The organism is Methanosarcina sp. WH1 (genome assembly GCF_000970005.1).
Taxonomy (GTDB): domain Archaea; phylum Halobacteriota; class Methanosarcinia; order Methanosarcinales; family Methanosarcinaceae; genus Methanosarcina.
The window spans coordinates 2,475,638-2,489,148 of record NZ_CP009504.1 but is presented as its reverse complement, the minus strand read 5'-3'; the positions used below and the strand labels follow the sequence as shown (position 1 = coordinate 2,489,148).

Sequence of the window (13,511 nt, the reverse complement as noted above, 5' to 3'; positions counted from 1 at the left end):
ACTTTTTTTGGATAGTGAATATCTATTAAAAACTAAAGCTCCGGTTTCTGGGTATGTTCAGGCTTATTTTCCATCTTCGGGTTAAAGGGTCTGAGGAGTCAAATCTACGCATCGCTATTTAACTCAATAAATACTGGATTTTTTTGCTCAGTTTCGTATCCATTTAGTTTCGACCCCTTCAGGATTGACCTTTACATTTTGCTCGATTCCGCGGGACAATATCCAGATTTGAAATTTGAGGAGGTACTTATATGAAGAAGTTTCTGGTTTTGATATTACTCGTTTCAGTAATCTTTGTATCTGGCTGCGAATCAACGAAGTCTCCGGTTGATTCTGAAGATCTGGATGTAAGCACAGAACCCCTGATTATCAAGGAGTTTAATGAGCAGGATGTTTCCGTGTCCATATTCAACAACAACAGCGTCCAGGCGATTGATGCGGTGTCTGTAAGTTCATTTGATCTTTTTACGATTGTCGGGTCAAGCTCACAGGTGAATATTCCTGCAGGTAAGCGGGCTTCTGTTAGTTTCAGGGTTATAGTTCCTTCTTTTTTCTATCCGGGAAACTGAGAAAGGCGAAAACGTCACTGTGTAATTTTCTGTTAAGAATGACCAGAACACTGACAGTTCGATGCTTTCCGTTAAAGTCAAGATTATTGATCAGGAAACCCGGCTGATTGTGGCGGAAAAAATATCGACATGGGTTATATCAAAACCCATTCCCTGGCCTAAAATAGCGTTTCTCTGGGGGTCGCAGACCCAGGGGATTAAGAGGTTGAGGTCCAGCTTTTCAAGGAAGGCCAGCTTCTTGATTCGGGAGGCAATTTTGTTACCATAAAGGTGGAAACCTTTGCGGACCAGCCGGCCGATATCCTGCTTCAAAGGTTCAAGCCGGCTTAGAGGACATGTGCGTTTTGTACTTCCCCGAAGGGCCGAATATACTTTTTCGGTTACTGTGGAAAAAATGGCCGGGAAATAGTCACGTCCGAAGTTCCCGAACCAATTATAATGGATGAAATCGAGTGGAAAGTTACCATAAATTACCCGCTTATGGAAGAAAACATGCCTGTTGAAACCCCGGAGGAAGAAAGAGCTCCCGGTTTTAAGGGTTCGATAGTATTTGCAGCCCTCTTGCTGACAGCATGTGTTATGCACAGAAAACGCCTGAAGAGTAATTCAGTACCAGCATCCATAAAACAGGTTTTCTAAAATACATTCCCTGGTTTTCAAAATCAAAAACTATAAATTTATTTATAACTTAGAAGGTTGTATATACCTGAAGCATATATTTCAACAATCCGGATTTTTTATAAAATCTTAAGAATAGGCATACATAAAGTTATAGAGTTCCCCTTTACTAATGAATTCTTATCTCTGGTTACTGTAATGAAGTAAAATCACTTCTTTCCGGTAGAAAATGTAATTACTGCTTAATTTCGTCATACTCAGGTTTTTAGAAGTATTAAAAGGTCCTTAAAGTGGATAACTAAAGAGTCCTTAAAGTGGATAACTAAAGAGTCCTTAAAGTGGATAACTAAAGAGTCCTTAAAGTGGATAACTTGAAAATAATAATTTGAAACAATAATTCAGAACTATAATTTGCTGGTGAATAATCTCAGGAGGGACTGTCTGTATGAGCAAGAAGGACACCGAAAAGATTTTGGGAGGACCGGCAGTAATCTTGCTGCTTGTTGGATTAGCGTTAAGTGCTGTTCTCTTCCATTTTATGATCAAATTTGCTAATGAACTGAATCTTTTTATGGTTCTCTTAACTTCGTCATTGATATGCATAATTGCAATAGCTATTGCAAGGGGTCTGGTTTCCATATCTAAGTACAAATAACTAAACTCCAATGCATACGTCATCGGTTAAGCGTTAGGGAATCACTCTCGTATGTGTTTTTATAATAATAATCTAAATATTAGTGCATCTATGTCTCCTCGTCCCCCACCTACTCTTGAAGACTCTCTTCGGGAAATGTTTCCCGAAGAGTGGTTAAGGCAAACTGCCAAAGAAACTGACCTCATAGTACGTGAGCGTAAAATTGACCCTGTCATCATCTTTTGGGTTTTAACTCTTGGTTTTGGTGTACGCTTGCAGCGTACACTTGCCAGTTTGAAAAGAGGATATGAAAAAGAATCAAATAAGACATTAAGCGACAGCAGCTGGTACTATAGATTCACTCCAGAACTTGTTGAGTTTCTTCATCAGTGTGTTATTCACGGCATAGAAGAGCTTGCAAAAGAACCTGGTAGAAAACTTAGCAAAAAACTCGAAAACTTTCAGGATGTTCTCATTCAAGACAGCACAATTGTTCGTCTTCACTCATCTTTAGCAGACAAGTTTCCAGCAGCAAGAGCAAGAACAGTATCAGCTGGGGTAAAAGTGGGAGTTATGGTAAGTGCAGTTGCTAATGGGCCTAAAACAGTTGCTCTGTACTCTGAAAAAACAGCTGAGATCAAAACATTGAAAATCGGCCCATGGATCAAAGACCGTATTCTTCTTGTTGATCTTGGATTTTACAAAACTCAAATGTTTGCAAGAGTTGAGGAAAACGGAGGATATTTTGTCTCAAGAATAAGGAAGAATATGGATCCTATTCTTGTTTCTGTTGAAGAAGGACTTTCTAAGACAAAAAGCAAAGAGTTCGCGGAAAAACCTGTTAGTGAGTGTATTAAACAACTCTCTGGAAAAGATATTGATGCAGTTGTAAAAATAGCATTCAAAAGAAGAGCGTATAAAGGCAAACAAAAGCGGGATGAGATGCTTGTACGTCTTGTTGCGGTATATAATGATGAGGATGAAAAGCATCACATATATATCACAAATATTCAGAAAGATGTTTTGAATGCAAAAGACATTGCAAAATTATATGGAGCAAGATGGGACATAGAACTGCTGTTTAAGGAGTTGAAAAGCAAATACGCTCTTGAAATTCTTGAAACAAAGAATGTGCAGGTAATTGAGGCTTTAATATGGACAGCAATGTTGACACTAATCGTTAGCAGAAGAATTTATTCTCTCGTAAGAAACTCGACAGCTCATCCTGAAAAAATGGCTCAATATACGCAGTTACGTTGGAGCACAATATTTGCAGAGAATGCATCAGATTTGTTGACAGTAATTCTGAATAGATGTGGAATTCAAAGAACTTTTGAAACAATAATGAGTGTATATGAAAGTCAAGCATTGGACCCGCATGTAAACAGAGAAAGGTTCAGAGAAGAATTCTTTTTATGAAAAGGTGAAATGAAAAACACTATTGGTAGATGGAAGTAAGTTCTTAACCGATGACCAATGAACTCCAATGTGTACCTATTTTTTACCAATATACCCCTTTTACCCTCTTATTTTTTATATCCGTACTTTTTTCTGACTCTCGTTGAACCACCCAAATTGTGCCCTGGTATGGGTGCAGTTCTGTAGTGTGTTGTCGTTAAAGGACGATGACTGAAGGTTCTGGATTAATAAATTACAGGGTTAGAAATAGTAAACCAGGGTTAAGGTATACTAAACTGAATATCTGGAAAAAGAAGGTTGTGGAATGCAAAAACGGGCATATTTACTGATTGCTGCAGGGGCGGTCCTGTGGGGTACGATAGGGATTTTTGTTAGAGGTTTTTATGGTTTCGGATTTTCCCCTCTTCAGGTTGTAACTCTGAGGGTTTTTTCAGCTGCTGTTATCATGCTGATTTACCTTCTTCTTACCAGGCCGGAACTGCTGAAAATAAGGGTTCAAGATTCTCTTTATTTTGTGGGGACGGGCATCTTCAGCCTTGCTTTCTTTAATCTCTGCTATTTTTCCACAATCAGGGAAACTTCAATTGCAATTGCCGTTACTCTACTCTACACAGCCCCTGCATTTGTTGCAGTCCTTTCCAGAGTTTTTTTCAGGGAAAGCCTTGCAGCAAAAAAACTTTTTTCTCTGGGGCTAACCCTTGTGGGATGCGCTTTTGTGACCGGTTATCTTCCGGGGCTCGGGGATTCTCTTCCCATTTCCCGGCCAGGGCTTCTCACAGGGTTAGGGGCAGGTTTCGGATATGCCCTTTACAGCATATTCGGAAAAGCTGCCCTTAAAAAGTACCATACAATGACAATTGCAGCTTATACTTTCATTTTCGCAAGTCTTGCTCTCCTGCCTCTTAGCAACTTTAAAAATTCGGCAGGAGCTTTTTCTACGGGCAGTTTCTGGATCTACCTTGCAGGACTGGGCTTTTTTCCCACTGTACTTGCCTACCTGCTTTACACAAAAGGGCTTGAGGAAGTCGAATCAGGCAGGGCATCCATAGTAGCAACAGTAGAGCCGGTTGTGGGTACCTTTGTAGGTTTTTTCTTTTTCAGGGAAATGCTATCAGGCTGGCAGCTAGCAGGGGTTCTGCTTGTACTTGTGGCAGTTGTACTGATACAGGAACGAAAATGAACCTTTTTTCTTCCTGCAGTCTTTCTTCCCGAGGTTCTCTTCTGCTACCAAAAGGTTTTACGGAACTATTTAAAATAATATGAAGGTTAATATGTTAGCTCAGTTTAGTATTGATGGTCTGAGATCTTATATGGTCTGATATCTTACCTGAAATCTTACATGGTCTGATATCTGACCTGAGATCTACTGTATCTACTCTTAATCTCCATATTTTTTCAGACTTTCTGTTGGCTTCCGGGTTTGAAAGCCAGCCGAGGGTCTAATTCAGGCGAAATAAATTACAATGACAAAATCATAATTATATTGAGAAAGAAAAGGATGGTGTTTATTCAATGCAGTTGAAGCTGGAACATTTTGACATAAAAATAGGGCAGCATAAAGCGTTATTTAATATTGCCGATGCGAAGGAGCTGGGAATTAATCCGGGAGATAGGGTCCGCATCCGTGGACATCAAAGCCTTTCTGTTATTGTGGACACAACTGACAATATGGTTCCTCCGGGTACTCTTGGAGTTTTTTCTGAAGTTCACGAGCACTTCCTGGACTGGGATAAGCCGGTTGAAGTTGTCCCGGCACTCCGCTCAAAATCGGCGAATGTAATAAAGAAGATGATGGACAAGAAACCTGTTATTCAGGACGAGATTAAATTGCTTGTAAATGATATCGTGGAGGAAAACCTCAGTGATGTCGAACTTTCGGCTTTTATAACATCTTCTTATATCCACGGGATGACTGATGACGAAGTCGAATGGCTTACAAGGGCTATGATCGACAGTGGAGACAAGATTGAATTTGATACCCATCCTATTATGGACAAGCACTCGATAGGAGGGGTGCCCGGAAACAAGATTTCTCTCCTCGTTGTCCCTATCGTCGCTGCAAACGGACTGATGATCCCTAAGACAAGTTCCAGGGCAATCACAGGTGCGGGAGGCACTGCAGACCTTATGGAAGTGCTCTGCCCCGTTGAGTTCAGCTCTCAGGAAGTTAAGGAGATAACTGAGAGGGTGGGAGGCGCTCTTGTCTGGGGTGGAGCCACCAATATTGCACCCGCGGATGACAAGCTCATCAGGGTTGAGTACCCTCTATCCATTGATCCTTACTGCCAGATGCTTGCCTCAATCATGGCAAAAAAGGGAGCTATAGGGGCTGACAATGTGGTAATGGATATCCCTGTCGGGCCAAGTACAAAGGTTCCCACTGTTCAGGAAGGACAGAAACTGGCAAGAGACCTTATTAATCTCGGGCACAGGCTCGGAATGAACGTTGAATGTGCCATTACCTACGGTTCTTCTCCTATTGGAAGAAAAGTTGGTCCGTCGCTGGAAGTAAGGGAAGCCCTGAAAGTTCTGGAAAGCATGGAAGGTCCAAACAGCTTAATTGAAAAGAGCGCTGCCCTTGCTGGTATTCTGCTTGAGATGGGAGGGGCGGCTCCAAGGGATCATGGAAAAGAAGTTGCAATGGAAACGCTCAGGAGTGGAAAAGCTCTTGAAAAGATGAGACAGATCATTGAAGCCCAGGGCGGAGATCCGAATATTAAATCCGATGATGTACAGGTAGGGCAGTACACAGCTGACATTTTTGCTTCTACGGATGGATATGTTATCGAGTTCGACAACAAGTGGATAATTGAGATTGCCAGGCTTGCAGGGGCTCCAAGCGACAAGGGAGCCGGGGTCGCTATCCATAAAAAAATGGGAGAGCAGGTTAAAAAAGGAGATTCGATTCTTACTATTTATGCTGAAAAAGAGTTCAAGCTCGATATTGCATTGACAACAGCCCAGAGAACAAATCCGATAATAGTTGAAGGCATGCTTCTGAAGAGAATCCCCGGAATTTATGGGTTACAGTGATACCCATATTTTTTCCTTTTTTCCCTGTTTCATAAAAACTTCAGTGAAACCCTTTAATACCTTGTCAGGGTTTTAGCCGAGCATGAAGAGAATTGTATTACTGCGCCTGGGGCATCGCCCTGAGAGGGATAAGAGAATTACCACCCATGTTGGTTTAACTGCCAGGATGCTGGGAGCTGAAGGCATGCTTCTTGCTTCTGATGACCCGGGGATTGTGCAGACTCTTGAAGATGTGGTCAGGCGCTGGGGTGGGCATTTTTACATTAAAAATAACGTTAGTTTCAAGCAGGAAATCAGAAACTGGAAAGAAGAAGGTGGAAAAGTCTGCCACCTTTCCATGTACGGGATCAACCTGCCAGATGTTACTGACGAACTCAAAAAGTGCGAAAAGCTCATGATCGTTGTAGGTGCAGAAAAAGTCCCCCCCGAAATTTACCAGCTCGCCGACTGGAACGTAGCTGTGGGCAGCCAGCCCCATTCAGAAGTTGCGGCAGTTGCAATCACAATGGATAGGATCGCCGAGGGTGAGCCGCTTGAAAAAGAGTTTTCAGATGCCGAACTGACAATTATTCCCGCAGAAAGAGGCAAACACGTTATAGAAAACATCAGGGATTAAGCCATGCTATGAAAGTAAGCCATGCTATGAAAGTAAGCCATGCTATGAAAGCAACACATATTAAAAATAATGTTGAGGAAGTTGACGATTATGTCCCATTAAATTAAGATTTCATGGGTTTTACGCTTCTTCCTATAATTTATCCATGCTACAAATTTTCATTTTTACATTTTTTCGAATACAGATAGATCCCTGAGATTTTAAGTTTTTAATTAGGCACAATCTCGTCTATTATTACGAATTTTTAGATAAGTGTTAAATATAAGTTCTACATAGGATAACTGTCTATATGCAGACTATTCCTCCTGCTAATGGTAGTATCCGGATTTTTCCGTCTTCGTTCCCGCCAGATGGGGCTGACAGGTATGATTTAATTGCGGTTCCGGAAAATTGAGGCAAGGTCCGGTTACAGGGGTGCAGGCAGACAAACTTTTCTGGTCGGACACTTTATTTGTCGGGCATCCCTTCCGGTTTTCTTCATTTTTTTTCTGATAAACCTTCCCTGGAATGAACTTTAAATGGGAAATTATAAATGGGAAATTATAAGTTTCAAGCTGCTTTCAGCAAATTTCCGGTTGATATGAATTGAAAGCCGGACCTTAAAAAAGATTAAATTCAAATAATAGTGAGAAGTAAAGGTTAATGAACCATATGGACTTAATAGTGCAAAAAATAGATATGTTAACGGGATCCGTGCTTCTCTTTATAGTCCTGGCTTTATTTTTGCACTTTTATAATATCAGGCTACTCTCTTATTCCCTCAAGCTTTGCAATTGGGTCTGCGGGCTGGCTATCAGTTCGGACAGTCCCTGGGTCAAAATGCTTGTGCTTCATCTTGTATTTTTTATCCGGCTTCTCATGTACCTTGCAATTGTATCCCTCGAACAGGTGGATAAGCTGACGACCCGAAGCCTTTTCAGACATTATATCGCTGGCAACAGGGTAGTCTTTCTGGAGTATATGTCTGCTTTCATGCACTCCTCTAAAGAGGTTGAAAAATGTATTTGCAGCTTGAGCTCTCAGCCAGTAAACAGAAAAGAGCAGCATATCAGAAAATAGTCTCTCAAAGTTCTATAATCATAAAAGTTGTCCGGGAAGTTTCTGATTAGACTGGAATATTCAAGACGTATCTCATAATTTTGCCTCTTTTTTTAAAATACTCACGTTGCACATTTTATATAGCAGAAGATTATATTTTGTCCTATATCTACAGACTGCCGACCTCTCGTCCTGGGAATTTTCGGCATGTTGTCCTTGATTTTTGAAGGTAGGAGGTGTGGGCAATGAACATAACATTAATTGGCATGGCAGGAGCGGGGAAAAGCACTATAGGAAAGGCACTTGCAAGACGCCTGAATTATACTTTTATTGATGTCGATAGCATGATCACGCAGAGGACGGGAATGCCCCTTCAGACTCTGATTGATAAACAGGGTGATTGCGCTTTTATCAGGTTTGAAGAAGAAGCTATTCTGGGGCTTGGACAGGTGGACAACTGCATTATCTCTCCCGGTGGAAGCGTGGTTTATTCCGAAAATGCCATGGAGTACTTAAAAAAAATATCTAATGTAGTCTTTCTGGACACTCCTTTCAGAAGTATCGTAAAAAGGATTCCGAACGCAAGAAAGAGGGGTATAGTAGGGCTCAGAGACAGAAGCCTTAAAAAACTTTTTGAAGAGCGGTTGGTTCTGTATCATAAATATGCTGACTTTTCAATAAAACTTAAAGGAAGAGAAAATATTCAGGGGCTTGTTGATAAAATTATCCAGCTCTGTCTTGAGAAGGAGACCTGATTTGAGGAATGGCTCTTCATAGATAACAGGTTAACCGACTTACATATTGTTTTATTTCCAGAATCGTTTTCATATTGTTTTATTTCCAAAATTTTTTTCCTTTATATTATCCTTTCAAGATTTTTAGTTATAGCAAGATCAAAACATATCCTTCAGTATCAGAGGATTTATTTCGGGACTGGAGCAGTTTACTTTATTATCTATCAGGTATTCAATTTGAACAAAATTTCCTTGTTTACAGCTTTCGTGTATTAATCTGCAGAAAAAAACAGGATCAACAGGAGATATTTCATGACATCAAGTCGTTTCATTATCACGGTTATTGGCAGCGACAGGGTAGGGATTGTTGCCAGGGTCACCACGGTGATGGCCAGTTACAATGTAAATATTGTCGATATCAGCCAGACTATTATGCAGGGCATCTTTACCATGATCATGCTTGCAGAAGCCCCGAAGGAAAATTTTGACCTTTCGGCTTTCCAGCAGGCTATGGATACCGAAGGAAAGAGTCTTGGAGTTGAGATCAAGGTGCAGCATGAAGATGCTTTCCGTTTCATGCACAGGATCTGAGCTGTGAGGAAGCAGGAGGATTTTTCATGCTTATAAACCCGAACGAAATACTGGAAACAATTCAGATGGTCAGGATGGAACACCTGGACATAAGGACCGTCACCATGGGGATCAGTCTCAGGGACTGTAGCCACCCTGATCTTGAGGTTCTCAACGAGAATATCTATGAAAAAATAACTTCCCGGGCAAGGGAGCTTGTCAGGATAACGAATGAAATCCAGAGCCTTTATGGGATTCCTATTATCAACAGGCGGATTTCCGTAACTCCCATAGCTATAGTAGCTGAAAGCTGCAAGTCTCAGGACTTCGTTTCCGTTGCAAAGACAATGGATGAAGCTGCAAAGGACTCAGGTGTGGACTTTATCGGAGGGTTCAGTGCCCTTGTCCATAAAGGGGAAACCCGGGGAGATCTCAAACTGATAAATTCTATTCCTGAAGCCCTTGCATCTACTGAAAAGGTCTGCTCGTCCGTAAACGTTGCGACCACAAAAGCAGGTATTAACATGGATGCAGTCGGCCTGATGGGGACAATAATCAAAAAGACTGCGGAACTGACCGCTGACAGGGAGGGGATTGGTTGTGCCAAACTGGTGGTTTTTGCAAATGCCCCTGAAGATAATCCCTTTATGGCAGGAGCTTTTCACGGAATCGGTGAGCCAGAGTGTGTTATCAATGTGGGTGTAAGCGGTCCGGGAGTGGTTAACGCAGCTGTTCGCGAACTTGAAAACCCGAACCTTACGGAAATTTCCGAAACGATCAAAAAGACAGCTTTTAAAATCACACGCATGGGGGAGATGGTAGGAAGAGAAGTCTCGAAAAGGCTTGGTGTGGAATTCGGGATTCTAGACCTTTCACTTGCCCCAACTCCGGAAATCGGGGACAGTGTTGCCGCGATTCTGGAAGCCATGGGGCTTGAACGCTGTGGAGCCCATGGGACGACTGCAGCTCTTGCGCTTCTTAATGATGCTGTAAAAAAAGGTGGAGCAATGGCTTCTTCTTCAGTAGGGGGCCTTAGCGGGGCTTTCATTCCGGTTAGTGAGGATGCGGGCATGATCGAAGCAGTTAAAGTCGGAGCTCTTACTCTCGAAAAACTCGAAGCCATGACTAGTGTCTGTTCTGTCGGGCTTGACATGATAGCAGTTCCAGGAGATACCTCTGCTTCTACCCTTTCCGCAATCATTGCTGACGAGATGGCAATTGGGGTAATAAATAAAAAGACAACTGCAGTCAGGATCATTCCCGCACCCGGTAAAAGAGTGGGAGATTCCGTGGAATTCGGCGGGCTGCTTGGAAGTGCACCTATTATACCGGTAAGCAATTTCAGTTCGGAGACTTTCGTAAAGCGAGGAGGAAGAATTCCGGCTCCAATCCAGTCGCTGACAAACTGATGTGTTATCCTTGGAAAACATAGCCAATAGCCTTTAATTGGTATAAATGGGCGTTCTGAAAGTTGTCCGTTAATCCTTTAAAAAAGTGGCTATTGAATTGTTTTTCCTCCTGGATTGTTACAAAATGGATCGGGTGGTTAAAAGACGGGCATGGCTCTCTCTTTTTTGGTTTTAGTTATTCAGGTATTTTGTTCTTTTCGAAGTTCTTTTTCTTTAAACCTTTTTTGTAATACCTTCAAAAGTACACTATTATAAAAAAATCATTCCATATAGAAACTTTTTTTAACATTTATACTGTTCAGTTTCCGATGTTATTTTTAGTATCCTCTTTTTTTGGAAGTCGTTGGGACGTTTCAAAGGAGGCTTTCAAGAATATGAGTTATTAACAGAGGAGAGAGTCATTTGGACCAAAAATACTTGAGAATAATGATTTTGCCGCTTCTTTTAGTGTGCCTTATAGGCATATCAGGAGCAGAGCCGAACAGTAAAACTTCAGGAAATGAAGCAGTCATAGACTACACGGAAGGCGGGCACTATGATACCGACTTCAATTCCAGCTTCATGTCGGAATGGTGGTACCAGAACGGAGACATGCGGCTTGTTGGGAAGGGCGGGGAAAAGAGGAACCTTGCATTTTTTGTCACGATGGTTCATCAGGAGTCCCCAACACTTTTTAATGATCCAAACACCGGGGAACAGTTTTCTAATATGGTAACTTTCTATGGGCTTTATCCATATGGGGAGGATACTTCTACCAATTATACAACGTGTTTTGTGCCAAGGGGTGAAATTGAAAATTACGTTGGATTCCATGTTCCTTACCTTGACTTTACTTATCCGGAAGGTTTAAGGAAATTTTACGGTTCAGCCCTTAAAGGGTACCGACTGAATTATGCTTACGACAACATGCAGTTGAACCTGTTTTTCAAGCCTCATGCCGAAAAAACAATCGATAGTGCCGCAGATCCGGTCAATTTTACCACATATGAATACGCTTATGGAAAACTTAAGGGTAGTGTGGTTCTTGACGGTAAGAGATATACGGTTACACAGGCTGATGGGTACTTTGACCACATGATTCCTTATACCACTGACAAGCTTGTGTGGGAATGGGAAATGCATGGGTGGAGCTGGTCAGAACTTACAACAAATAGTTACCAGACCGTGTTCTATGGGGTTAGAGGACCTGATGATGGTTATGATGATTATACGTATAAACATCTGACTTTGATAAACAAGCATACAGGGAAGGTAATTGCAGAATACTCTGGGGATGAAGTGAGTATCACCCAGGGCGACTGGCAGCATCCAAATGTGAATGGAGAAACCGTGGACAGACCAGCCAGCCTTCAAATCTCGGCTCCTGACCTGAATATCTTCATAAATGCTGAAAATGTTGTCCAGCTTGATAGGTCTTCCCAGGAGCAACCTGTAGGATTTGTTGATTTCATGTCCTTCCAGCCCGATGAAGCAACAATTAGGTATAAAGGAAATATTGAGCATGGAAGTGCATTTTACGAGTATATGGTCTCTGATTGGGTTATATTCCCTCCCCAGAAAACATTGCAAGTTGAAGAGGAATAAGCCTGTAGATTCAGACCTGTAAACTCACCTGTAGATCTATTTTGCAGGAATATTTCCTCTTTTGCTTCCGAAAAGTAACTTAATTGTGAATGGCGTATTTCGGATCACTTTTGCCTTGTCTGCTTGCAGTAGCTTTCTGGCTTTTGAAGGTTTACAGGGCATTAGTGGTTTTTTGTTTTGATTGATTACGAAAATTTCCCAAGCTCTTAATCGGTGATCTGGTCAACCAGGGCTTTGGTCAACCAGAGCTTGTTAGACAAACCCCTGAGTTTTAGCTCAGGGATAGTTGACGTTTAAGTCTAAAGTGTTTTTCCCATCCTTCCTTTATTTTGTATTTACCCACAATTCTCTCATCATTTCCCTGATTTCTTCTATTTTTTTGATGTGGTCTTTATCGTTTATTATATCAAATTCGTTAAAAGATTCAAGCGCAACCTTTGCCGCAATAGAGGCATCATTCAGGTATCTGTTCCCTGCACTGCTCATTATTGTCTGAAGGGCGGATGCAGCCTGGAAAACAGCATTTTCCATTTCTTCTTCCGCAGCGCTTTTTCCTATCTCCTCAATAGAAGCTGTGATAATTCCTGCTGCGCTCTGAAGGTTTTCTTCCATGGCTAATGCAGCCATTTCTTCTAACATAAGTTCTGCTCCTATTGCAGCTTTTTCAAGGGTTTTCTGAGCAGCCAGTTTTCCGTTTTCTCCAAGGCAGGTGATACATATAGCGGCATTTTCTGAATAATCAGGGAGTTTCATCCTGGCGACTGCTTTTCCAATTTCCCCAAGCCCGATTGTAACTGCAAGGGTTTCTCTTTCCCTGTTAAGAAGAGCTGCCGTATTTCCGCTTTTTCCAAGAATGGATGCTGCAAGTTTGGCTACCGTCTCAAGTTGCTGTTCGGTGGCAATTTTTCCAATAGTTCCGAAAGAAAGCAGGACCCTGACAGTTGTGCTTTCCATGTTCTGCTTCATTGAGCACTGGAGCATCTTCTCCAGGGATCTTATAGCATTGACTGCTGCATTTTCCATTCCCTGAAGGGCAGCAGCCTTTCCTATTTCTTTTATGGAAGATACCGTCTTCTCTGCTTCCAGTTCCTTTCTTTCGCTAAGATAACCTTTACCTATCACTGTCAGAGAGGTAAGAGCCTGGCTGACTCCTTCATCAAACTCCTCATCTACGGAAGCCAGCCCTTTATGCATTTCTCGGTTGTTTTCTTTTGAAAGCATAGCTTTGAAGCTCCTTTATCAGTTATGCTTTTTATTAGTATAAATGCTCATGTTTTTCTTTTTGTA

The 13,511-nt window shown here is 41.7% G+C and carries 15 protein-coding genes; 12 read left to right on the top strand and 3 right to left on the bottom strand.

Annotated elements, in window-relative coordinates:
• Positions 1 to 251: 251 nt before the first annotated feature.
• On the top strand, positions 252 to 569 hold the full coding sequence (locus tag MSWH1_RS10895; protein WP_052723165.1) for a hypothetical protein: 318 nt from the start codon (positions 252 to 254) through the stop codon (positions 567 to 569).
• A gap of 90 nt (positions 570 to 659) precedes the next feature.
• Here MSWH1_RS10895 and MSWH1_RS10890 read toward each other — a convergent pair whose 3' ends face one another.
• A complete protein-coding gene (locus MSWH1_RS10890) occupies positions 660 to 881 on the bottom strand; it encodes a hypothetical protein (RefSeq protein ID WP_048128462.1) in 222 nt (73 codons plus the stop codon).
• A gap of 126 nt (positions 882 to 1,007) precedes the next feature.
• On the opposite strand from MSWH1_RS10890, the gene MSWH1_RS10885 reads away from it, so the two are divergent.
• From MSWH1_RS10885 to MSWH1_RS10835, 11 genes are all read left to right on the top strand, one after another.
• Complete coding sequence (locus tag MSWH1_RS10885; protein ID WP_048128460.1) at positions 1,008 to 1,208, top strand: hypothetical protein; 201 nt, start codon at positions 1,008 to 1,010, stop codon at positions 1,206 to 1,208.
• Between the two features lie 424 nt (positions 1,209 to 1,632).
• Positions 1,633 to 1,842, top strand: coding sequence for a hypothetical protein (locus tag MSWH1_RS10880; RefSeq protein ID WP_048128458.1), 210 nt, complete (start codon positions 1,633 to 1,635; stop codon positions 1,840 to 1,842).
• A 90-nt stretch (positions 1,843 to 1,932) separates the two neighbouring features.
• Complete coding sequence (locus tag MSWH1_RS10875; protein WP_048130427.1) at positions 1,933 to 3,240, top strand: IS4 family transposase; 1,308 nt, start codon at positions 1,933 to 1,935, stop codon at positions 3,238 to 3,240.
• Between the two features lie 304 nt (positions 3,241 to 3,544).
• Positions 3,545 to 4,420, top strand: a complete 876-nt coding sequence (locus MSWH1_RS10870) for a DMT family transporter (protein WP_048128456.1) — start codon at positions 3,545 to 3,547, stop codon at positions 4,418 to 4,420.
• A gap of 332 nt (positions 4,421 to 4,752) precedes the next feature.
• On the top strand, positions 4,753 to 6,273 hold the full coding sequence (locus tag MSWH1_RS10865) for an AMP phosphorylase (RefSeq protein WP_048128454.1): 1,521 nt from the start codon (positions 4,753 to 4,755) through the stop codon (positions 6,271 to 6,273).
• Between the two features lie 82 nt (positions 6,274 to 6,355).
• Entirely contained in the window at positions 6,356 to 6,889 is a 534-nt protein-coding gene (locus tag MSWH1_RS10860) for a tRNA (cytidine(56)-2'-O)-methyltransferase (protein ID WP_048128451.1), read from the top strand.
• A 642-nt stretch (positions 6,890 to 7,531) separates the two neighbouring features.
• Positions 7,532 to 7,948, top strand: coding sequence for a hypothetical protein (locus MSWH1_RS10855; RefSeq protein ID WP_231585489.1), 417 nt, complete (start codon positions 7,532 to 7,534; stop codon positions 7,946 to 7,948).
• 224 nt (positions 7,949 to 8,172) lie between these two features.
• Positions 8,173 to 8,682, top strand: coding sequence for a shikimate kinase (locus MSWH1_RS10850; protein WP_048128449.1), 510 nt, complete (start codon positions 8,173 to 8,175; stop codon positions 8,680 to 8,682).
• 291 nt (positions 8,683 to 8,973) lie between these two features.
• Complete coding sequence (locus MSWH1_RS10845) at positions 8,974 to 9,252, top strand: ACT domain-containing protein (protein WP_048128447.1); 279 nt, start codon at positions 8,974 to 8,976, stop codon at positions 9,250 to 9,252.
• Between the two features lie 26 nt (positions 9,253 to 9,278).
• On the top strand, positions 9,279 to 10,640 hold the full coding sequence (locus MSWH1_RS10840; RefSeq protein WP_048128445.1) for a PFL family protein: 1,362 nt from the start codon (positions 9,279 to 9,281) through the stop codon (positions 10,638 to 10,640).
• Positions 10,641 to 11,042: 402 nt separating this feature from the next.
• Entirely contained in the window at positions 11,043 to 12,224 is a 1,182-nt protein-coding gene (locus MSWH1_RS10835) for a hypothetical protein (protein WP_048128442.1), read from the top strand.
• Positions 12,225 to 12,260: 36 nt separating this feature from the next.
• Here MSWH1_RS10835 and MSWH1_RS18330 read toward each other — a convergent pair whose 3' ends face one another.
• Together MSWH1_RS18330 and MSWH1_RS10830 are read right to left on the bottom strand one after the other, a co-directional pair.
• Positions 12,261 to 12,410, bottom strand: a complete 150-nt coding sequence (locus tag MSWH1_RS18330) for an RRXRR domain-containing protein (RefSeq protein ID WP_255350520.1) — start codon at positions 12,408 to 12,410, stop codon at positions 12,261 to 12,263.
• Positions 12,411 to 12,548: 138 nt separating this feature from the next.
• A complete protein-coding gene (locus tag MSWH1_RS10830; RefSeq protein ID WP_048128440.1) occupies positions 12,549 to 13,445 on the bottom strand; it encodes a hypothetical protein in 897 nt (298 codons plus the stop codon).
• Positions 13,446 to 13,511: the final 66 nt, after the last annotated feature.